At 40.0% G+C, this 21,223-nt stretch carries 19 protein-coding genes; 15 read left to right on the plus strand and 4 right to left on the minus strand.

The window, feature by feature from the left end; translation table 11 throughout:
- From BIW53_RS14355 to BIW53_RS14385, 7 genes are all read left to right on the plus strand, one after another.
- On the plus strand, positions 1 to 2,051 hold a 2,051-nt coding region (locus BIW53_RS14355), incomplete at its 5' end, for a condensation domain-containing protein (protein ID WP_139158860.1).
- A 2-nt stretch (positions 2,052 to 2,053) separates the two neighbouring features.
- Positions 2,054 to 3,364: an MFS transporter gene (locus BIW53_RS14360; protein WP_070992703.1), complete on the plus strand. Its 1,311-nt coding sequence runs from the start codon at positions 2,054 to 2,056 to the stop codon at positions 3,362 to 3,364.
- 124 nt (positions 3,365 to 3,488) lie between these two features.
- On the plus strand, positions 3,489 to 4,739 hold the full coding sequence (locus tag BIW53_RS14365) for a type III PLP-dependent enzyme (RefSeq protein ID WP_070992704.1): 1,251 nt from the start codon (positions 3,489 to 3,491) through the stop codon (positions 4,737 to 4,739).
- Positions 4,740 to 4,791: 52 nt separating this feature from the next.
- Positions 4,792 to 5,499: a YIP1 family protein gene (locus BIW53_RS14370; RefSeq protein WP_070992705.1), complete on the plus strand. Its 708-nt coding sequence runs from the start codon at positions 4,792 to 4,794 to the stop codon at positions 5,497 to 5,499.
- A 15-nt stretch (positions 5,500 to 5,514) separates the two neighbouring features.
- The gene (locus tag BIW53_RS14375) at positions 5,515 to 6,669 is read left to right on the plus strand and encodes an efflux RND transporter periplasmic adaptor subunit (protein WP_070992706.1); all 1,155 of its coding nucleotides are present in this window, start codon (positions 5,515 to 5,517) and stop codon (positions 6,667 to 6,669) included.
- On the plus strand, positions 6,666 to 7,400 hold the full coding sequence (locus BIW53_RS14380; protein WP_070992707.1) for an ABC transporter ATP-binding protein: 735 nt from the start codon (positions 6,666 to 6,668) through the stop codon (positions 7,398 to 7,400). The genes BIW53_RS14375 and BIW53_RS14380 overlap by 4 nt, the downstream gene beginning before the upstream one ends.
- The gene (locus BIW53_RS14385; protein ID WP_245699435.1) at positions 7,393 to 8,631 is read left to right on the plus strand and encodes an ABC transporter permease; all 1,239 of its coding nucleotides are present in this window, start codon (positions 7,393 to 7,395) and stop codon (positions 8,629 to 8,631) included. The genes BIW53_RS14380 and BIW53_RS14385 overlap by 8 nt, the downstream gene beginning before the upstream one ends.
- Positions 8,632 to 8,757: 126 nt before the next feature.
- Here the strand turns inward: BIW53_RS14385 and BIW53_RS14390 are convergent, their stop codons facing one another.
- Positions 8,758 to 8,991: a heavy-metal-associated domain-containing protein gene (locus BIW53_RS14390; RefSeq protein ID WP_070992709.1), complete on the minus strand. Its 234-nt coding sequence runs from the start codon at positions 8,989 to 8,991 to the stop codon at positions 8,758 to 8,760.
- Between the two features lie 149 nt (positions 8,992 to 9,140).
- Between BIW53_RS14390 and BIW53_RS14395 the strand changes: the two genes are divergently transcribed.
- Positions 9,141 to 11,501, plus strand: coding sequence for a heavy metal translocating P-type ATPase (locus tag BIW53_RS14395; protein ID WP_070992710.1), 2,361 nt, complete (start codon positions 9,141 to 9,143; stop codon positions 11,499 to 11,501).
- 8 nt (positions 11,502 to 11,509) lie between these two features.
- Entirely contained in the window at positions 11,510 to 11,956 is a 447-nt protein-coding gene (gene cueR / locus BIW53_RS14400) for a Cu(I)-responsive transcriptional regulator (protein ID WP_070992711.1), read from the plus strand.
- 116 nt (positions 11,957 to 12,072) lie between these two features.
- Here cueR and BIW53_RS14405 read toward each other — a convergent pair whose 3' ends face one another.
- On the minus strand, positions 12,073 to 12,510 hold the full coding sequence (locus tag BIW53_RS14405) for a cupin domain-containing protein (RefSeq protein WP_070992712.1): 438 nt from the start codon (positions 12,508 to 12,510) through the stop codon (positions 12,073 to 12,075).
- A 432-nt stretch (positions 12,511 to 12,942) separates the two neighbouring features.
- Between BIW53_RS14405 and BIW53_RS14410 the strand changes: the two genes are divergently transcribed.
- From BIW53_RS14410 to BIW53_RS14430, 5 genes are all read left to right on the plus strand, one after another.
- Positions 12,943 to 13,692 carry a hypothetical protein gene (locus BIW53_RS14410; RefSeq protein ID WP_070992713.1) on the plus strand — a complete coding sequence of 250 codons (750 nt, stop codon included), beginning with the start codon at positions 12,943 to 12,945 and terminating at the stop codon, positions 13,690 to 13,692.
- A gap of 431 nt (positions 13,693 to 14,123) precedes the next feature.
- Positions 14,124 to 14,969 carry an abortive infection system antitoxin AbiGi family protein gene (locus BIW53_RS14415; protein ID WP_070992714.1) on the plus strand — a complete coding sequence of 282 codons (846 nt, stop codon included), beginning with the start codon at positions 14,124 to 14,126 and terminating at the stop codon, positions 14,967 to 14,969.
- Between the two features lie 105 nt (positions 14,970 to 15,074).
- A complete protein-coding gene (locus tag BIW53_RS14420; RefSeq protein WP_070992715.1) occupies positions 15,075 to 15,623 on the plus strand; it encodes a hypothetical protein in 549 nt (182 codons plus the stop codon).
- A gap of 55 nt (positions 15,624 to 15,678) precedes the next feature.
- Complete coding sequence (locus tag BIW53_RS14425; RefSeq protein WP_070992716.1) at positions 15,679 to 16,995, plus strand: DUF3644 domain-containing protein; 1,317 nt, start codon at positions 15,679 to 15,681, stop codon at positions 16,993 to 16,995.
- Between the two features lie 489 nt (positions 16,996 to 17,484).
- Positions 17,485 to 18,504: a tetratricopeptide repeat protein gene (locus BIW53_RS14430; protein ID WP_070992717.1), complete on the plus strand. Its 1,020-nt coding sequence runs from the start codon at positions 17,485 to 17,487 to the stop codon at positions 18,502 to 18,504.
- A 9-nt stretch (positions 18,505 to 18,513) separates the two neighbouring features.
- On the opposite strand, the gene BIW53_RS14435 is transcribed toward BIW53_RS14430, so the two are convergent.
- Positions 18,514 to 19,044, minus strand: a complete 531-nt coding sequence (locus BIW53_RS14435) for an RNA methyltransferase (RefSeq protein ID WP_245699436.1) — start codon at positions 19,042 to 19,044, stop codon at positions 18,514 to 18,516.
- Positions 19,045 to 19,131: 87 nt separating this feature from the next.
- Here BIW53_RS14435 and BIW53_RS14440 point away from each other — a divergent pair, with 87 nt between their 5' ends.
- Positions 19,132 to 19,674: a DUF4240 domain-containing protein gene (locus BIW53_RS14440; RefSeq protein ID WP_245699437.1), complete on the plus strand. Its 543-nt coding sequence runs from the start codon at positions 19,132 to 19,134 to the stop codon at positions 19,672 to 19,674.
- 130 nt (positions 19,675 to 19,804) lie between these two features.
- Here BIW53_RS14440 and asd read toward each other — a convergent pair whose 3' ends face one another.
- Positions 19,805 to 20,917: an aspartate-semialdehyde dehydrogenase gene (gene asd, locus BIW53_RS14445; RefSeq protein ID WP_070992718.1), complete on the minus strand. Its 1,113-nt coding sequence runs from the start codon at positions 20,915 to 20,917 to the stop codon at positions 19,805 to 19,807.
- Positions 20,918 to 21,223: the final 306 nt, after the last annotated feature.

Below are 21,223 nucleotides of genomic sequence, written 5' to 3' on the forward strand. Positions count from 1 at the left end.
ACAATCCATTTGCCAGTGAGGCGGATAAAGCCAAAGGCTATACCCGTCTGTATAGAACCGGTGACATCGTTCGATGGTTGCCTTGTGGAGAATTGGTTTATATCAGTCGTAATGATGACCAAGTTAAGATCCGCGGACACCGTATCGAGCTTGGGGAAGTGGAAAGCGCCGTGAGTGCGTTGGCCGGGGTACAACAAGCCGCGGTTATCGTACGAACTCAAGCACAGAGCCAGTACCTTGCAGCTTATGTGGTAGCGCAAGCAGGGCAGAGCCTGTGTGTCGCTGAACTACATGAGCAGTTACGCCAGCAACTCCCTGATTATATGCTGCCAAGCAGTATCATGGAGATTGAAGGGATCCCACTGACGGTGAACGGTAAGTTGGACAAAGCAGCCCTACCTGAACCCGAATTGGTGGATAAATCGCAGTATGTTGCCCCAAGAAATGACTTAGAAGCAGGTTTGTGTGAAGTATGGCAAACGGTCTTAGAGTTAGAGCAAGTGGGTATATACGACAACTTCTTCCGAATTGGTGGGAATTCCATCTCAGCGATACGCATAGTGAGTGCATGTAAGAAATCGTTGGGAATAGAATTTTCGGTTTCTGTACTATTTGAATATCAAACTATTGAGCAGTTACACAACTATGTAACTCTGCACAATGGGCAAGAAGTACCTCAGGAATCGCTCAGCGAACACTTTTTGTTAGTGGACCGTGGACTATTAGATCAAAGAGACCGCTATTTAATCGAAGCGCTAGGTATCAAAGAGCAGGAACAAATATTTCCTGTAACAGCTACGCAAAAGGATTGGTTGCTACACACATATACTCATCCTGGGGACGAAGCTTGGTGGGTAAATACCTTATTCAAGGTTAAGCCTGTAATAGCTCAAAAGTCTGTTAACGGTGGACTGTTAGATGCTTGGAAGAACACTGCAAAATCAACCCCAGCACTACGTTCTAAATTCCATATTGAAAATGATCGGATATATCAGATAGTTACAGATGAGCCGAATATAGAGCATCATGAAGTAAGCGCACGTGATCTTGATGATGTTAATGAGATAATCAAACAAAGGATGTCAGATGTGATAAACGTATCTACGTCTCCTTTGCTTCGTATATTTATTTTCAATACATCAAACAATGAGCAGTATCACGCGTTTGTTGTCCATCATGCTTTAGTAGATGGATGGAATTTATCTAACATCATTCTAGACACCTATAACACTTTACTTGGCTTCTCTAAACCAGAAGAACATGAGGTGAGTTCCGGTATCGATTATGTAAGGTGGCAATTAAGTCAGGACCAAGAAATGGCGCAGGACTTTTGGCAACAGGAATTGAAGTCACTTGAGGACTCCACGCCATTCTATAGCGGACAAGGCTATATCAACCGAAGAAGAAATAATGTTTGCCAGCCAGCTTACTCATTGGGAATAAAACACTCTCAAATGATTTATAGCGCTGCAAAGAGCTTATCAATTACACCGTATATTTTGATCGAGGCAGCATGGGCCAAAACATTATCTCTGCTTATTAATCAGCAGACGGTGTATTTTTCAACAATTGATTCAGGGAGAAGTATAAACCTTAGTGATTTAGATACATTAACTTTCAATACCATTGCTGTTCTTCCGGTGAAAGTTGACTTAGTTCAAGAAGAAAAAACTGAAGATCTTGTTCGGTCGCTTCATAAAAATATGATCAAACGACAGCAGCATGGATATGTAGATGTATCAAAAATAAACAAAAATTATAAAAGCTCAGGGTTCAGTTCACTTATTATTTATCAAAATAATGAACTAGTGACCGCACCAAATCAGGGGGATGCCTCTGAGCAAGAGGACTTAATTGAGTGCATAGATAAATACGATCCTTGTCCGTACAAAATTAGTTTGGTGGTTAACCCAAATGAAAACTTATCAGGCTTCTTTGAGTACTTTAATACAGACATTAAGGAAGACGATTTTAATAGAATAAAAACAACGTTTGAAAACGAATTGAAACAATTAGCTGAACGCTTATCAGAAGTTAAAAATAAGGATTAATGATGAAAAATTTAATAATGAAGTTTGGTTTGATCCAGGCTGGTGTTGCCGCAATAGGTGGTGTTATCGCACCTATTATGTATTTGATGTTCATGGATAAAGGCCTTGGCTTACTTGAAATGGGCTTACTATTAGCAGCGAGTACTCTATTTGTTGTTATATTTGAAATTCCATTTGGCTCGTTAGCTGATAGTTACGGAAGAAAAAAGACCTTCCTAATCGGTGAGTTTCTCTTATTGCTCGTTATTATAGGTTTTACTGTCGTAGATAGTTTTGAAGGGCTGTTGTTAATAATGGCTTTAAATGGTATTTCATCAGCCTTATTTTCTGGAACATTAGATGCGCTTTTTGTTGAAAGGTTTAATGCTGAAAAGGAATCTGGTTCGCCAAATATCATGGAAGCACAAGCCCAAGTAACATCATTTCAAATGCTAGGCTTGGCTTTAGGCGCTGTAGTTGCAGGTTTTCTACCTATATGGTTTGAGTTTATGAGTGCAGGGAATGACTTCATTGATTTCTATGAAGTTAACTTTGTCCTATTAATACCGATAGTTATCTTCCATATCTTTATGACAATTAAATTTATTGATGAATCTAATGTAAAAAGAACTAATAAATCTATCTTTGATGGAATAAGTGAAGTTCTTGGTGAAGCTGGTAAACAGGTGGCATCGAGCCCGATTTTGAAGATATTATTTATTCTAGATTTCATGGGAGGAGCAGCGTTTATATCTTTAGAACAGTTGTGGCAACCAATGCTAAGCGAGATTATTGATGACAAAGGTTCGTCATGGATATTTGGATTGATTTTCGCAGCAAACTTTATTTGTTTGGCAATTGGCCAGGTTCTTTCTATCCCACTATCTAAATTATTCAAAAATAACTACGTTCCCCTGTTAGTTATATGTGGTTTTATTATTGGCGGTTTATTTGTTGTGTTTTCTATCCAAGAAAGCTTAACCGGCTTTATCTGTATTTATTTATTACTCTTCATGTTCTCTGGGGTCACAGTTGCTCCTGTTTTAGCTATGTTCCACGAAAATGTTGAAGAAGAAAGCCGCTCTACCATGTTGTCTGTGAAATCTTTAGTGGCTCAAGCTGGAGCATTTTCAGGAGCGCTTACAGCCGGCTTTGTAGCCGATAAGTTCGGTATGCCTACAGCTTGGCTCATAGCAGGTGGGGTAGTTATAGCTTCAACATTCTTATACTTTGCGCCATCAATCATTAGCTTCTCTAAGCAGCATGCTAAAAAGCAATTAGATGAACAGAATGAATTAAACGATGAGGCACCGGTGAATCAGCAAGCTGGATAAAAACAAAACGTGTCCATTAGCTTTTACTCAATGGACATTTATTATCAGGTTTTACATGTAACTTGTAAAACCTGATTAGCTCAAAATTTATTATAAAAATAAATATAAGTGATTGGTGGGTTAAATGGACAATGCTACGCAATTAAAAAAGAAAGTTAATCAGCTAATTAATAACAATGAAATATCGACACCCTGCCTTGTAATGGGACTGGGGTTAATTGATAAGCAGTTTTCTTTGTTGAAAAAGGTTCTTCCCAATGTAGAAGTTTACTATTCGGTAAAATCGAATCCAGACCCGTTGGTGCTTTCACATTTGAGACACCTAGGCTCTAGCTTTGAGGCGGCAAGCTTAGGTGAAATACAACGATGTATTGAAATCGGTGGGTTATCTACACAAGTTCACTTTGGAAACTCTATCAAGAAGCGCGAGGAGATAGCACGTGCCTACGAATTGGGAATTCGCTCATTTAGCGTAGACTCTGAGCAAGAAGTGATAAAAGTGGCAGAAATGGCACCTGGCGCGCAAGTTATGGTGCGACTGTCAACAAATGGCAAAGGAGCCGTATGGGGGCTTTCTAAAAAGTTTGGAACTTCAGTAGCCCGAGCAACAGAATTATTGAGGTTAGCAAACAGCCTTGATCTTGTTCCTTATGGATTATCATTTCATGTAGGTTCACAACAGCAGAGCGCAGATGCTTGGGCTGTGGCACTTAAAAATTGCGAATTGGTCGTTTCAGAACTTAAAAAAGATGGTATTAAGTTGAATGCGATTAACTTAGGCGGTGGCCTTCCGGCCAATGGCTATATTAACCGCGATAAAGTTATGGATTTCGACCTAGTTAGTTATTTGAAGACATTAAAAGCTCATATAGATAAATTTGAAGAAAACTGCGCAAGTAAATTTAAGTTTATGCTAGAACCCGGTCGATTTGTCGTCGCAAATACTGGTGTTGTGGTAAGTAAGGTGCTATTAACGGCACAAAGGGAGTTTGAAGGTAGAGTCGAAAATTGGGTGTATATGGATGTTGGAAAGTTTAATGGCTTATATGAAGCTAGTGACATCCAATTGCCTATTCATTTACTAGATGATGTTAATCTTCACACTATGGAAGACACGGTCCCTACTGTATTATCAGGCCCAAGCTGCGATAGCGATGATATGTTGTTACCACCAAATACAACAATAGTACTTCCATCTTCACTCAAAGAGGGAGACCATTTATTATTTGCTTCTACTGGTGCTTATTCTAACAGTTACGCAACCCAAAGTTTCAACGGTTTTAATCCGATAAGTGTTGTATGTATAGATAGCAATGGCGAGCTTATCACAAAGGAAAATACTGTAACCTATGGTGTTCATAAAATAGCCATTTAACTTACGTGTTATTTTATTACTAATTTTTAATGGATTTATTGAAGAGATTTTTATGAGTTATACAAATAGCCCCGTTGCTCTTTTGGATATATTTCTTGCCCCAAGAAATGTTTTTGAGCATCTTTATAATGTTAAGAAATGGAGCTGGCTTGGGTTCTTAACGCTAATCGTTCTAACGATTTTTAGTGTGGCTTCATTTTATTCTGGCATGTCGCAAGATTGGCTAATCGAACAACAATTGTTGCACGCTGGCGAAATTTCACCATCAGAAATGGATGCTGTTGTTGATTTAATGAGACAAACCGCTGAACACATAGCGCTTATTAGTAGTGTAACTTCGGCGATTTTTATCTTCATTCTCTGCCTTATAATGGCAAGCTATATAAAACTAATAGCGAGTATTTCACAAGAAGGAAAAGATAGTACTTTTGGTGACTGTTTCAGCCTAGCTGTTTGGACCTATATGCCATTAGTAATCCATGCTATAGGTTTTATTTTCTTATTTTCTACAGCCAATGATGTTGATTTACCAATCGTACTTCAAAATTATTCTTCTTTAAATCAGATATTTTTCAACTTTTCACCTGGTGAACAATTTTACAATATTGCTGATAATTTCAACTTATTCTATTTATGGTCGATTGGTTTGATGACCATTGGTTTGAAGGTTTGCTTTAAAATATCAGTAATGAAAGCTCTGCTGATTTCTCTTTTACCATACGGTCTTGTATTTGGATCTTGGTTTCTCATTGTAATGTAGTAGGTGAGTTAGAATATGAAAAAAATAATTGTTTTTTTAGTGATATTAGCAGGATTTTTCATTCTGATTAATTTCACAGCTGGGGCGGGTAGTAACTCGAAGTTAACTGTTAACAGTGAAAAAGTGGAGCGCCAGGTTCTAGCCGATACTATTTTGGCGTCTGGTAATTTAATTTTTGATTCAAAGGTTAAAGTAAGTTCCGAAGTGACTGGTTTGGTAACAGAAATATTGGTCGATGAAGGGGATTTTGTAGAAAAGGACGATGTACTTTTACAGCTTGATAAAACGGCCTACGCAGCAGATGTATCCAATTATCAGTCAGCCGTTAATGCGCAAGAAATTGAAATTGACTATACCAAAGAAGTTACTAAGGACATTAAAAGACGCTTGGATTTGAAAAGCAGACTCTACGAGCAAAGTAGTGTTGGTTTAGAAAGCGTAGAAAGCCTTAAAAGTGAATATAGAATCGCAAAAATTAAGGAAGAAGCGGCTGTTGAAAGCCTTAACCAAAAGAGAGCCTTATTGCTCTATGCTAAGGATAAGTTAAGTAAAACGACATTTAAGGCTAGTATGTCAGGTTTAATTTCTTCGGTTGACGTCAAGATTGGAGAAACAGTTATCGCCAGCGCTATGAACTTTGCTGGAACATCCTTACTTACACTCGCAGACCCTCATACTCTGATAGCAGAACTAAGGGTGGATGAAGCTGATATCGCTAATGTACATATTGGGCAAGTTGCACATATTTACACTGCTGCAAACCCAAGACAATTCATTTTAGGAAAAGTAAGCAGTATTGGTACGTCAGCTAGAAGTTCAAAGGTAGGACATGGGCTGTACTATGCTGTCAAAGTAGCTCTGGATAACCCAACTGAGCTACATCCAGGAATGAGCTGTCGAGCAGAAATTATTACACAAGAGACAACCCCCTCTTTAAGTGTATCTATTTCAGCCGTACGAAAAGATAAAGATAATGATCAGTACTATGTATGGGTATTGAATAACGGGAAAGTTGAAAAGCGACTAGTCGAAGTCGGAATGGCTACAGATACTCATCAATCGATTCTTTCTGGGCTGAATATAGAGGATGAAGTTGTAACAGGCCCTAGTCGTTTATTTAATAAGTTTAAGGATGGTACTCGAGTTTTACTAAAAGAGAGTAAATCATGAGTTTGCCAATCATTCAGTTAAACAATGCATACAAGCGTTACATGATGGCTGATGAAGAGTTTTGTGCTTTGAACAATGTTAGTTTATCCATCAAAAAGAATGAGTATGTCGCTATTACTGGCCCTTCTGGTTCAGGTAAATCCACATTGATGAATATACTTGGGTGCTTAGATACACTCAGTTCTGGAGAATATATTTTAGACAACCAGAACACAGCAAATATGAAAGAAGATTCATTGGCTAAAGTTAGAAATCAATCTATTGGATTTATTTTTCAAAGCTTCAATCTTTTACCTAAGTCATCAGTACTCAACAATGTCATTCAGCCGTTAGTTTACAGAACGATGAGTGGGGCAGAAAGAAAAAGCCGCGCATTGAAAGCGTTGAATGAAGTAGGTTTAGCTGAAAAAATTAATCATTTGCCAAATCAACTTTCCGGGGGGCAACGACAACGCGTTGCAATAGCAAGAGCATTAGTGACGGAACCTGCGATATTACTGGGGGATGAACCAACAGGAAACCTTGATAGCAAAACGACCTCTGACATTATGTCCTTGTTCGATAGGCTCTATGAAAAAGGTCATACCATCGTAATCGTGACGCATGAGAATGAAATCGCAAATCACTGTAAGCGTGTTATCCGTCTTGTGGATGGTCAAATAGAGTTTGATAAATACAATCAACAACGTATTAGCGTAGTTGATAATGCTATGGAGGCTAATTGTGAGTGATTTTATCAATACAGCTTATCAAGGCTTGCGCGCTGCTCTTCAAGCTATTTACTCTAATGCTATGCGTAGCATTCTAACAACCTTGGGGATCATCATTGGCGTAACTGCGGTTATCTCGGTGGTCGCCGTGATGAATGGTTTAAGTTCTAACATTAGTAGGCAGTTTAATGATCTTGGTAGCGATATGGTAACGCTTAGAGCATTTACAAGTGCCAACCAAGAGATGTTGGGGTTTATAAATAAACTAACCTACGACGACTTCTTAGTGCTAAAAGGCAAAGTAAAAGGCGTTGAAGATATGACCGTTACAATGAGGGCATATAGTCTGGGAGCAAGCATTCAATATGGCAGAGATACGATTCAAACTCATATTTTAGGTACTGACAGTAGTTACCAAAAAGTTGTTAACGTATATCCCGTTGAAGGCCGCTTTTTATCTGAAAGTGATGATCTAAGGCGTCGCAGGGTAGCATTTGTTGGTAGTTCAGTTATCAAAAAGTTGAATATGCCAGAAAACCCGACTGGCGAGTTTATTAAACTCAGTGGGGATTACTTTAGAGTCATAGGTGTTGCAGAAACATTAGGTAGTATTCTTGGTTATGATCAGGATAACTATATTATCGCGCCTTTTAGTACAATTAGATCATTAAATGGCAGCCAGGTTACGGAAAATATCGAAATCATGTTTCGTCCCAAAGCCGGCATTGCGCTAGAAACAATCAAGTCTCAAATGCGCCAGATATTACGTAGCCGCTATAAAATTGAAGAGGGTGAAGAAGATTACTTTGAATTCGTCACCGCTGAAAAAACAAAAGAGCAGTTTGATAGTATTTTAAGGTCTGTAACACTCGTTGCATCGGGTGTTGTTGCAATCAGCTTGCTTGTTGGCGGTATTGGCATAATGAATATAATGCTTGTATCTGTGACAGAGAGAACCAAAGAGATAGGAATAGCGAAAGCCCTGGGAGCTTCTTCAAACATCATTCTCTACCAATTCCTAGTAGAAGCATTGGTTTTGTCTTTGATTGGGGGTGTAATAGGTATTGCTCTTGGATATGGAATAGCAGGTTTGATTATTTTATTTTTACCAGGATCACCTGATTTAGTTGTACCAATGTGGGCTGTTTTGCTTTCCTTTGGTTTTACTACATTTATAGGTGTAGTGTTTGGCTTAGCGCCAGCAATAAAAGCCTCAAAATTAGTGCCAGTTGAAGCGCTTCGCTACGAATAGCACATTCTAGCTTAGACTTAACCTGACAGTTATCCGCATTGTAATCGGAAACTGTCAGTCGCTTCATTCCTAAATGCTAAAATGCCGGAGCCGACCTTTATGGCAAGCTCCCATTTTTGAACTATTTTACCTTTTACAAGCATGGTCCAAACAGCAAAGATTAGTCATCGCTTTTGCTTTATAACCCATCTCATCAAGGGTGAACAATAAAATATCTTCTTTCAATTGCGATTCCACTGTCATTCGTTTTGTGTTCAAATCAATTTGCACAAGACACTGTTCACAAATGTTTTTTATAGCTACTTTGATCTTTTCTGCACATAAGCTACAAGACATATTGCTAATTTCAAACTCTAACATGAAAACTCCTATTAAATTGGAGTTTAAATGTTCAGGGTTATCCCTGTGACAAGGTCAATTATTTTTTTGAATAATATTGACCTTACCCTTTGGTAAAGGTTGAGAATGCGCTGAGTTTGCCAAATACTATCTATTATCGGAGGAAATATATGACAAGCTTCAACCTAATTATTGAAGGTATGACCTGTGCATCATGCGCTGATCGTGTTGAAAAAGCGCTTATGAGCTTAAGCTCAGTAAAATCCGCTCATGTAAATTTTGCTAGTGAGCAAGTATTCATAGAGGGTGACACCTCCCGTAAAGATGCAATAAAAGCAATTAAAGCAACAGGTTATAACGTACCAACCCATTCGCTTAGCTATGCAATTGAAGGTATGAGCTGTAGCTCTTGCGCCAATCACATCGAAAAAGTCGCGCTAGGCCAAAATGATATCTTGGCCGCGAATGTTAACTTTGCCACTGAGACATTAACGATTGAAATCGCGGGGGATTTTGACGATTCAGCGCTGATCTACGAGCTTAAAAATATTGGCTACGATGTCAAAAAGAGCAAAAGTAAAAAGCCCCAGAGCCTGCCTTGGTACAAAACTCAAATTTGGCCCGTCATCGGCTCGCTCACTTTAACGGTTCCTTTAGTTATACCCATGATTGGCATGTTATTTAGTCAAGATTGGATGTTACCGGCACTATGGCAATGGCTTTTAGCCACTCCCATTCAATTTTACTTTGGCGCTAGGTTTTACAAGTCAGGTTGGCAAGCGATTAAAGCGCGCTCAGGAAACATGGACCTACTGGTCGCAATCGGCACCTCGGCGGCGTATGGCCTATCTATCTACACTTGGCTATTTTCAGAGGTTCATCAAGGCGCTGCACACCTATATTTTGAAAGTAGTAGTGCCGTACTTTCCCTCGTTTTATTGGGTAAATATCTAGAACACAAAGCTAAAAAGAAAACCATGGACGCGCTGCAAGCACTTGAAAACCTGCGCCCATCGCAAGCGCGAGTTAACAAAGATGGTGAATGGGTTTTGCTACCCGCAGGGTCTGTGTCAGTAGATGATCTAGTGAGAATTAAACCCGGTGAACGAGTCGCAGTAGATGGCGTTATTGAAAAAGGGCAAAGCCAAGTAGACGAGGCGCTTATCACTGGTGAGCCCATGCCCATTGATAAAAATGTTGGTGATAAAGTAACAGGCGGCTCAATCAATATTGATGGCGTAATTGAAGTGCGTACAACACGTGTAGGCACCGAGTCCACATTGTCAAAAATTATTAAGTTGGTCGAACAAGCACAAGGGGCGAAGGCACCCGTTCAGGCACTGGTTGACAAAGTAAGCGCCTATTTCGTGCCAACTGTGCTAGTTATCTCATTCATTACGCTGTTAGTGTGGGGGATTGCATTAGGGAGCTGGACAAGCGGTATTCTCAATGCGGTTGCGGTACTAGTGATTGCCTGCCCATGTGCGTTAGGTTTGGCTACACCGACCTCTATTATGACGGGAACAGGCACCGCAGCAAGGCTCGGCGTTTTGGTTAAAGACGCCATAGCCTTAGAACAAGCGACAAAAATTGACCTAGTCGTGTTTGACAAAACGGGCACCCTAACCGAAGGTAAGCCCATTTTGTCACAGCTCACCGCCATCAAATCTGATGAAAACACGGTATTAACCACAGCAGCAAGTGTGATGCAATATAGCGAGCATCCATTGGCACAAGCCGTGCTCAATGCCGCGGAGAAAAAGTCACTAGAGTTACAAACGACAGAAGCGTTCAAAGTTGTGACAGGTAAAGGTGTTACAGCAAAAATAGGGCAAGACACCGTCTACGTTGGTAGCAGTCATTGGATGAAAGAGCTTGGCCTAGAACTAGAGCAAGAACAAGATAAGGTTGATGTTCAAGGTGCAACCGTTTCTTGGTTGGCTATAAAGCACAATGACGAAGTTGAACTGCATGGCTTGCTTTGTTTTTCAGACAAAGCTAAAAGTACGGCTCGTGAGGCGGTCGAAAACCTGAAAAAGCAAAACATAAAAGTAGCGATGCTAACAGGTGACAGTGAAAAAAGTGCACAATTCATTGGTGGACAGCTAAATATAGATATTATCAAAGCACAAGTGCTACCTCATGAAAAGTCAGAGTTTATTGAATCATTTCAAAAGCAAGGCTATCAAGTAGCTATGGTTGGTGACGGTATAAACGACGCCCCTGCATTAGCACAAGCCGATTTAGGTATTGCCATGGCCACCGGTACTGAAGTTGCAGTTAGCGCTTCATCAATAAGCTTGATGCAGGGCGACCCTAATTTAGTTGCTATCGCTTTGGATATATCACAAAAAACCTATAGTAAAATCAAACAGAATTTATTCTGGGCGTTTATATTCAATATTATTGGCATTCCCGCCGCGGCATTTGGTGCGTTAAGCCCCATCATAGCAGGTACGGCTATGGCGTGTAGTAGTATTCTGGTGGTATGTAATGCGTTGTTGTTACAACGATATAAACCTTCAAAGTGAGAAGCATTATGACGACTTTGATCACTATCAGCAAAGCCGCAAACATTACAGATATCTCTGCAAAAATGATCCGCCACTACGAAAGTATTGGCATCATCTCTAAGGCGCATAGAACCAACGCAGGTTATCGGTTATACAATCAAGATCAGCTAAAGCAACTGAGTTTTGTCAAACAATGTCGTAATTTGGGTTTTTCAATTTCACAAATAGAGTCTCTAATGAAACTTTGGAAAAACCCAAACAGAAGCAGTCTGGATGTAAAAACCTTAGCTGATCAGCATCTTCAAGAAATCCGAGAGAAAATTACTGAGCTAGCTAAAATGGAAAAAGTATTGTCTACATTGTCAGAAAACTGTAGCGGCGATCACGCCTCTGATTGCGCAATTCTAGAGGGCTTGGAGACAATGGCAAGTTACAAAACGCCACGAGAGTATATAAATAATGCACGTGATTAATTATCGGTCATTAAGCATTACATTGATAACAGGGGGAGGACGCCACCAGCAGTTCAAATCAAGAAACTCAAGCGCCCTATGTAACGCACAGCCTAAGTCGAGCTATTTTTATTGAGTTATAGAATGTGTATTCTGTACTTATCAATAAATGCTTGACGATCGGACTCGGTTGGGGGGTTGCTCTGACTAAACTTGGATATATCTCGGATAAAACCCTCTGATGGGCCTGATGGTGCATTAATTACAAGCACTTTGCTCTCTTGTAAAGCTTTAAATCTTCTGGGCACATTCGGACCTGCGATCACCAAGTCGCCAGATTTAGCAACAAACTCCTCAGTGTCCACAGCGAACTCAATCTCACCAGAGATGATATAAAAAATTTCATCATCTATCTCATGGTAATGCCATGGCGCTTCATTGCCTTTAGGAAGCAGGCTATCAAAGATGGACACACGATGATCGGTATCCTCTCCAGAGGCAAGAATGCGAGTCACTTCACCGCCATCTAATGTGTATTCTTGCGCGTTTGCGCTAACAACGTGTTTATATCTCATTTTGAACTCCCTCGCCCACAACAACGGTATTGGGCAGCTAAATTACTCAAATAGTAAACCTAAACGCATGAGTTTTCATCAAAATACGCCCCTTTTGCGATGTAAGAATATTTCAAAGTTCATTGGCATTGAATGAAATTGGCCACAGAGGAGGAGGCAGCAACCAACAAATTCGTTGTATTTATTATTGAAACTCTCTAAACAAAAGTACTGCGTTTCGATACTGCAAAGTGCTTTGTTAGCATCATAACATTGCGCGCTATTTGCAATAATTAAACGACAATATGAATAAAAATTATATTTATCAGTGTATTGGCGTGGATTTTGCTGGATTATATGACTTGCAAAGGAAAACGAGTCTTAATGACCATGCAAGTAATATTTTCAACTGGTATCACTACCGATTCATTTTTTACTAAGGAGTAGAGCAAAATGAAAAAGCTTTTAATTTCCACCGCCCTAATGATCTCTAGCACAACGAGCTTTGCAACACTGGCTGATGATATAGACCCTGAACTTCATGCAAAACTGGATGAAGCGTTTTTTTTGTATGATGTTGGGGATTATCAAAACGCATTGGAAAGCATTTACTGGTTAGATGAAAATGGCGTAGCAGTAGACTTTGATTTTTACACCCTACGGTTAGGCACACTTTTGCCGTTTTGGAAGAGCCTTGCAGACGTATATCAGCCTGCGCGCATAAGCTACAACGAAAAATTTAGAGCCGCTATAGATGAAGCCACCAATAATCCGGAAAACTGTAGTGCTTATGACGACATGCATCTCATGCTTAGGAATAATGATAGGCTAGACGAATTTGTCACTATTTTGGAAGAGAAGGAGGCTCAGTACCCTCAGGTGTGGCAGCGTTGTTGGGAGCCGAATTCGTCTACACTGGCGGCTGTTGAACATGCCTCAAAACCGCTCATAGATGCCTATTTGGTGGACTTATCTGATCACTTCTCAGCACATTTTGTACCGCAGATGGATGGTTTTTACATGCAGTGCAATGACTATGATGGTGACCACAAAACCGTTTGTCAGGACAGTGTTAAGGAATATCTTAATGGGGTATCGGAACCCTATAGACATGCAGCCATGACTCACTATGGTTTGCAAGAGGCAGAGCAAGTAGAGGCGTTAACGTTGCAATTGTTATTAAAATGGCAAAACCAAAACTAACCTGTTTTACTGCTTAATCGTGTGGAGGCAAACTTTTGCCTCTGCATTAAGGGACCTTGAGATAGATTACACTTGCGCGTATACCAACGATTGACGCTCTCGTAAAGCACGCTTGAAAGTGTTTTCAAATGACAGTGTTTTCAAATGACTGTCCTGTTAGGTCCCGAAAAATATAATTGCTTAACGGTTAAGCATTAGGTTTAATGGATACATAATAAACGCTGAGTAACGCAGGGACAGCTTAGATACGATAGACATGCCAATGAAATTGGCAAGATATCGTTTAGGCCATAAAAAGCAAATTTCCATAGCATAAATAGCACCAACTCTGACACATCGAGCAGGTAGCGCCTCAGTCCAACAAGCGATTATGCAACACAAACTGCGTGTCGCATAAATACTAAAACGTTAGATGATAAGGACAGACAGGCATGGCATCTAGACCTGGAACAGTATCGAAAATACTTTGGCATTTTACTGGCGGCCCTATGTGGGACGATGCTACCAACAAGCAGCTTAAAGAGCTTAAGCCCGCGATAAACGGATACGAAGCGCTAAAAGCTATCTTGAAGTCTCAGGAGCTAAGAGTAGGCCAGTACTGTGAAATAGTTAAGGTAATCGTGCCTGAAAAAAGGCAGTTTGATTTTGAAACAAAAGAAATCCATATTCTGAAAAATCATCCTGTTACTGTTAAATCAAAGCCTGTATGTTGTGTGGCGGACATACCTCTTCAGCATATTGATTACCATTCGAATAGATATGGGAAAATTGCGATTGGATTTCACAGAGATTCAATTGTCAAATTTGGCTTTAATCCCGTTATGTATACCCTTGAAGATACAGCTTTACTTAATAGCATCTATCAGGGGTATTCAGCAGTTGATGACGTCCATCCTTACAGTGCAACAAGCGAAACTGAGTCAGTCCAAGACGAGATTGACAAGATTATCAACGATAATGACCTCGATGATTCCGTAGATACATCTAGCGTCATTTCTGAGCTTGATTGGATTGAGAGTGCTCAAGAAAAAATAGATGAAAGCTTTCAGAATTTTTTAGCGTATATAAAAACATTCGATACAACGGAATTCGACTCGATATACTGTGAGCGCGAATGGAGGAGCACAAAAAACTATTCATTCGCTATTGAAGACATCGCAATTATAGTTCTTCCAAGAGAACAAGAAGGAGAACGCTTTTACGAACGCTTCCTAGAAGAAGTGATATTACCCAAAACAGTCACCATTGCATGTTGGGAAGATCTTATTGAACATTAAATCATCTAACAAACGGCCGCATTTCGTTCCGGCCTGCGGCCTCCACCGGACTTGCTATGCTCGCCGATGAGCCGAGCGTTATATTTTATATTTTTGGAGAGTTTGGTGAGAACTGATATATCTCAATACCTTTATCATTGGGTAAAAGCCGATACAGAAGAGTTGGCAATTGAGATTTTGTGCAAAATTATAGAAAGAAGGCAATTATTAGGCGGTGATGGATTCATAAAAGGTAAACACAAGTGTATTTGTTTCACCGAAACGCCGATGAATCTATTTCATAGAGAGGAACACCGGTATAAAAAGTTTGGAGTTCGGTTTGAGAAAAGCTATATCTTCTCTCGTGGAGGAAGGCCTGTTATCTATCAACCAAAATGCGATTACGAACTGCTGCCTAACTCTCTAAAATGGAGACATGTTACATTTGAACCACCGAAAATTGATTTCACATGGGAGAGAGAGTGGCGCATTGAGTCTGAGCGTCTAGAAATTGCACCAGAAGAAGTAACCTTTATTGTGCCTCATGAGGGTTATGGGCAATGTCTAAGCACAACCTATTACTCGAAGGAGTATCGAGAGGTTGTATATGCAGTACCAGAAGATGAACCACCATCTCATTTATTACCAAAAAACTATAAGTTTATGGTGATTTGAAAATATAACAAACGCTTCTGAAGGAAATCGAGGCTAAGGCAATAGGAGAGTAGGGATGCCAGTTAAGAAAATGGATGATCGACAACAAAAATTCTTTACCTTTCTACAGAAAAAGCAAAACGCTGGCCAACTGTTTAGTCGTGAAGATGTAATTGCTGCCACCGGTTGGGAGGCAAATACATTTAAGACATATTTAAACAAGCGTCAGATATCACAATTCTTGGTTGAGGTTTCGGCTAATAAGTTTGAGGCAATAAATACCGTTGGTATTACGCTAACTGAGTTTAAGAAGCGGTTATCTCAAAGCAAGCACTTTCAAGAACTTGGGCATAAGTGTAAAAGCAATCTAGCCAAGGCTCTACTTAAAAAGTCTAAAGATAATATGATGCTGGCATTAGAGTTGTATAACAGACCCTCATTGGAGAATAAACTCGATGGCTTTGTGATGTTGTTCTGTACAGCATGGGAACAATTATTAAAAGCTAAACTAATTGAGAGAGATGGTGAGCACAAGATATACGAAAAAGTTAATGGTAAGAAAGGATTGAAACGCACGATACCGTTACGTGTGTGCTTAGACAGGATCTATGAGCAGAAAAATAATATTCGCCGCAATATTGAAATTATAGCGGACTGGCGCGATGAAGCTGTTCATTTATTAATGCCAGAGATTCAATCGATTGCGTCCAGAATATTCCAGTCAGGCGTACTAAATTTTTCAGCTGAGTTTGAGTCATTCGCTGAAGTGCCATTTATTTCTTCCCAACATACAGGCATGTTATCTCTGGTTGGAGATTTCCAACTACCACCGGCGTCACTATTAAAGTCGCTTTATGGCTCCGCCGCAGATCAAATATTAGAATTAGCTAGCCAATTAGAACAAGATATCGAAGCAGCGGATGACATTACGTTTGCCATACCGATTAACGTGTCTTTGATGTATACGCAGGATCAGAATGGTACGCAGGTGATACTTGCCAAGGCCAATGGCAAGAAAGAAGACATTGAAAATCTCAAGAACGTACTGATGGTAGAAAAAGCGGTAAACCCTGAAAAGTCTCATCCATTTACACGAAGCAAATTGCTGTCTAGCGTTTTAGAGAAGCTGCAAAAGTATGATGACGTAAAGCTAGGGCGTTGCTTAGTGTACACTGCTGGTGCAAAACCATCTTTGAACACCAACTGTATCGACGCTTGTATTCACAAGTTGAAATGGAAATCCAACGACAACGAGTATCATCATTACATTAAAGTATCAGACAGACACCTTTATTCGATGAGTGCGGTCGATGAACTTGTAAAGAGAATTACAGAAAACGAAAACTTTGTAAGAGAAGCTAAAGAGAAATACAACCGGCGTAATAAAAAGTGAAAGATATGACGCGCTACGTAAATAAATAGTCAGTTGGTGCACGCATTTAAATTTAATTCACGTAGCGTCGCATTATTAGCATATACAAATAATGTCAGTTTTCAGCCATCAAATGGCAGAATTGTTCAAACCAAATCCCAAAAAAGGGATCCAGCGTTAAAATATCAAAATTTAAATTTCTGAAATCTAATGTATGTGTAACCTGTTGAATAGTGGTGTAAATTTTTGACATACAAAACTGGATCGATCCAGAGTTAAAGTGCTAATTACAGAAGTGAGCAACTAAAAAAGCTATTTGATACATGATTTAACATAACGTAAATTATGGGTTGTTGTATTAAAATATCCTTTTCCATTGTTTTCTTTCAAACACCCTCATTATGTCCAATACTAGACAATATCGGACTTAATATCTTTTCTACTAGGCTTGACCGAATTATTGCATATTCTATAATTAACTCACTGTGCAGTTGCTATCGGATTACCTTGTTGTTCAAATCACTTCTTTACCTTATCGTTTTAGCTGTTACCTTTTTTTGCCCACTCAGTTCGGCTAAGTCTAAAGATTACGAATATCAACTAACTCGCGCTCAGTATTTCCTCCGTTCAGACCCTGAACAGGCATTCAACATTTTGGGTAGTATCAAGGATGTTGAGAAACTTACCGATGAACAAAAAATAACTTTTTATATATTAAACATGCGTTTATCGATTGTTTTAAACAAACTAGATGAAGTTGAACCTTACATAGAGCAACTATTTGTATACGAAGGAAAACCCGAGTTTGTTGACCAGTTAGTCAGTATTTTGAGCGGCGCTGGGATCTGGTTGAGAAAGCAAGACTATCTCGATGCTGCACAGCACACCTTTTCCTGTGCATTAAAACACGCCAACAAATCATCACAACGTATTGCTCTTTTGATAAGCAGCGCCATAGTAGCCCGTTATCAGCAACAATTTGACGTGGCAAAAGCGCTGTATGCGGAAGCTGCGGATATCGCCAAACGCCGAAATGACCAAAGAGGTTTAGCAACTGTAGAAAATAACCTAGGTGCAATCGAGTTGGATCAAGAAAATTTTGCAAAAGCCAATGAGCATTTTCGCAAAGCCTTGGCGGGTTTTCAGATGGCTCAAAACCACTCAGGCCACATCAACTCTGGCATTAATCTGCTGCTGACCTTTGTTCTTCAAGAGCAGCTAATTAACTATCAGCGTTTGTACTCTCATATTGCACAGCTCTCAGATGAATACCCCGATAAATCAAAAAAAGCCTATTTGTTATGGGTAAATACCGCTTATTATCATCGTCAAGGGGTCAATCCTGACGCGGCAACAAGAGAGAAGCTTGCCGAAGCATTTAAGCAATTGGCAGGCCCACAATTACAACGACTTGTTAATAAACACTTAGCTGCGCTTATGGGTATTGATGTGGTGTTAACGTCACCTGCAGCGGAAAAAACAATCACCAATAGCGCGTGGTTTGAAAAAATAGCACGCTGTAATTGGTAACATTACATTTTAGCGCTCTAATAGCTCTGAAAGGACAATGTTATTATTGTTATCACGGCTGCTTCTGATGATTTCATCATGATTGAACTTTAAGCCAGACTTAAGAAGCCTATCATAAAGTATCACATTGACTGTCGCTGCCAAGTTCATGCAACCTTGCGTGGGCACATAGATCACATCTTGGCATAGCTTTAGCGTTTCTTTATCCAATGAACCATCTTCTGGCCCAAATAGGTAGAATGCACTTTTTGGATGCTTGTATTCGGTTAGTGGTTTTGCACCTTCAATCAGCTCAATCGCGACAGGTGTTGCGCCCAAAGGTAAGACCGAACCTAGCGAGTCAGTGCCAATCAAAGGAATATTCTGGTAAACCTTTTTTGTATCAGTAGTAAATTTTCTTGCATTTTCAAAACGTTTGCCAGTATAAAATACCGAATTAACGCCATAACACCCTGCTGCTCGCATCACTGCGCCAACATTGCTTGGACTCTTTGGGTTAGTCAGTCCTATACATGCAAATCCACTATCAAACATCTTCATTCTCACCACTAATTATTGCAACGCGAATCTACAGCAATACGCTCAAAAGGTCTAGAGGAATGCGCTTGCGAATAAAGCTGTGGTAATATGTCGACAATTTACGAAGTACATCCTAACACAATTATGAATAGCGACACTTTTTGGCAAATTATTGACTCGATACGACATGAGAATGATGTAAATCTGGCTCTTAGAACTGCCCTATCTACCCTTGAAAAAGAAAGCATAGCGCAATTTGATGAGCTATATACCCAACAGTTAAGAAGGCTGTGGCATTGGGACAACTGGGCTTTTGCCTACGTAATTTGTGGCTGCAACAGCGAATATGATTTTTTAGACTTTTGTAACTGGCTTATATTACAAGGTAAAAATAACCTTGAAGTGTTTACTAAAGACCCGGAAACCTTAGCTGACTACCCTCATATACCTTATAAAGAGAACCTCCCCGCTCCATACTGTGACGAGTTGGATCTAGTAGCTGGCCTACTTTATGAAGATATTACCAAAGATGAACTGCCCTATCACAATGTGGTAAATTTTCAGCCTCAGGGTAAAAAGTTTAAAAACAAGCCCAAGTTGCTAAAGGAGCAGTTTCCAAAGCTGTATGAAAAATTCTGGCAACAGAAATAAAAGCGGCGCATATTGCGCCGTTTTACTATTTATATTTCTGAGAGTGTGTTGTGATTGGCATCATATCAGGGCCAATCACCCATCTAAGAATATATAGTTGTTCTACTCAAAGTAGTCACAACTGAATTTACTAGTCGTTGAGAATGATACGTAACATACGACGTAACGGCTCTGCCGCCCCCCACAACAACTGGTCTCCAACCGTAAACGCACTGATGTACTCTGGGCCCATAGTTAACTTACGAATACGCCCTACAGGGATAGACAAGGTCCCAGTCACATTCACAGGAGTTAGTTCTTGTGCTGTTTGCTCTCTATCATTAGGAATAACTTTAACCCACTCGTTATGAGACTCTAAAATACGCTCAATTTCATCAACAGGTAAATCTGCTTTAAGCTTGATAGTCATCGCCTGAGAGTGACAACGCATGGCGCCAATTCTTACGCACAGACCGTCAATTGGTATAGGAGATTTTGATGAGCCTAAAATTTTGTTAGCTTCAACTTGAGCTTTCCACTCTTCTTTTGACTGACCAGACTCCATAGGTACATCAATCCATGGAATTAAGCTACCTGCCAGCGGCACACCAAATTGATCTTTTGGTAAGTCTTCAGACTTAATCTTATCGGCAACGATTCTGTCAATCTCCAGAATAGCTGAACCAGGGTCTGCTAAATGCTCGGCTACCGATGAGTGGATCTCACCCATTTGTGTGATTAACTCACGCATGTTTCGTGCACCCGCACCAGATGCGGCTTGGTAAGTCATAGGGCTGACCCACTCGACCAAATCTTTCTCGAACAAACCACCCAAGGCTAATAACATCAGTGACACAGTACAGTTACCACCAACAAAGGTTTTTACCCCCTGCTCTAACCCTTGTGTGATCACGTCATTATTGACTGGGTCCAAGATAATAATACTGTCTTGTTCCATACGTAATGCTGACGCAGCGTCGATCCAATAACCATCCCAGCCCGATTCACGCAATGCTGGATAAACAGACTTCGTGTAGTCTCCACCCTGACACGAAATGATAATTTCCATTTCTGACAAGGCGTTTACGTCATTGGCATCTAGCAACGGTTTTGCATCGCCAGCAAAGTCTGGGCCGAGTTGCCCAGTCTGTGATGTCGTAAAAAAATATGCGTCAATATTTGCAAAGTCATTCTCTTCTAACATCCTGTGCATCAACACAGAGCCAACCATGCCACGCCAACCAACGAGTCCCACTTTCTTCATATTTTGTTTACCTTACTTTATAAATTAATAGACATTGCGTGAGTCTAGACGTCCAAAATAACAAATAAGTAGTCTTGAGACTAGCCATAATTTACGAATATTTTGCCACTATTTTTCTTAGCCCATTGTCATGAACATTTAGGCATGAGCTATATTGCATATACCTTAAGTAATGTAGAGCCTCACAAAGGAAGTCAGAGGCGTGTATAGCAATTGAAATGGTTGATGACTTGGCATGTTTTGGGCGTTTTTTGGTAAATCTGGAATGATTGCAGTAAAACACTAAAGTTAAACTATAGTTTGTTG

The sequence above is a fragment of the Pseudoalteromonas byunsanensis genome (assembly GCF_001854475.1).
GTDB classification, from domain to species: Bacteria; Pseudomonadota; Gammaproteobacteria; order Enterobacterales; family Alteromonadaceae; genus Pseudoalteromonas; species Pseudoalteromonas byunsanensis.

What these genes read in the sequence shown, in the direction of transcription:
- BIW53_RS14360 (WP_070992703.1), top strand. Translation starts at nt 2,054, where the DNA reads ATGAAAAATTTAATAATGAAGTTTGGTTTGATCCAGGCTGGTGTTGCC.
- BIW53_RS14365 (WP_070992704.1), top strand. Translation starts at nt 3,489, where the DNA reads ATGGACAATGCTACGCAATTAAAAAAGAAAGTTAATCAGCTAATTAAT.
- BIW53_RS14370 (WP_070992705.1), top strand. Translation starts at nt 4,792, where the DNA reads ATGAGTTATACAAATAGCCCCGTTGCTCTTTTGGATATATTTCTTGCC.
- BIW53_RS14375 (WP_070992706.1), top strand. Translation starts at nt 5,515, where the DNA reads ATGAAAAAAATAATTGTTTTTTTAGTGATATTAGCAGGATTTTTCATT.
- BIW53_RS14380 (WP_070992707.1), top strand. Translation starts at nt 6,666, where the DNA reads ATGAGTTTGCCAATCATTCAGTTAAACAATGCATACAAGCGTTACATG.
- BIW53_RS14390 (WP_070992709.1), bottom strand. Translation starts at nt 8,991, where the DNA reads ATGTTAGAGTTTGAAATTAGCAATATGTCTTGTAGCTTATGTGCAGAA.
- BIW53_RS14395 (WP_070992710.1), top strand. Translation starts at nt 9,141, where the DNA reads ATGACAAGCTTCAACCTAATTATTGAAGGTATGACCTGTGCATCATGC.
- cueR (WP_070992711.1), top strand. Translation starts at nt 11,510, where the DNA reads ATGACGACTTTGATCACTATCAGCAAAGCCGCAAACATTACAGATATC.
- BIW53_RS14405 (WP_070992712.1), bottom strand. Translation starts at nt 12,510, where the DNA reads ATGAGATATAAACACGTTGTTAGCGCAAACGCGCAAGAATACACATTA.
- BIW53_RS14410 (WP_070992713.1), top strand. Translation starts at nt 12,943, where the DNA reads ATGAAAAAGCTTTTAATTTCCACCGCCCTAATGATCTCTAGCACAACG.
- BIW53_RS14415 (WP_070992714.1), top strand. Translation starts at nt 14,124, where the DNA reads ATGGCATCTAGACCTGGAACAGTATCGAAAATACTTTGGCATTTTACT.
- BIW53_RS14425 (WP_070992716.1), top strand. Translation starts at nt 15,679, where the DNA reads ATGCCAGTTAAGAAAATGGATGATCGACAACAAAAATTCTTTACCTTT.
- BIW53_RS14435 (WP_245699436.1), bottom strand. Translation starts at nt 19,044, where the DNA reads ATGAAGATGTTTGATAGTGGATTTGCATGTATAGGACTGACTAACCCA.
- BIW53_RS14440 (WP_245699437.1), top strand. Translation starts at nt 19,132, where the DNA reads ATGTCGACAATTTACGAAGTACATCCTAACACAATTATGAATAGCGAC.
- asd (WP_070992718.1), bottom strand. Translation starts at nt 20,917, where the DNA reads ATGAAGAAAGTGGGACTCGTTGGTTGGCGTGGCATGGTTGGCTCTGTG.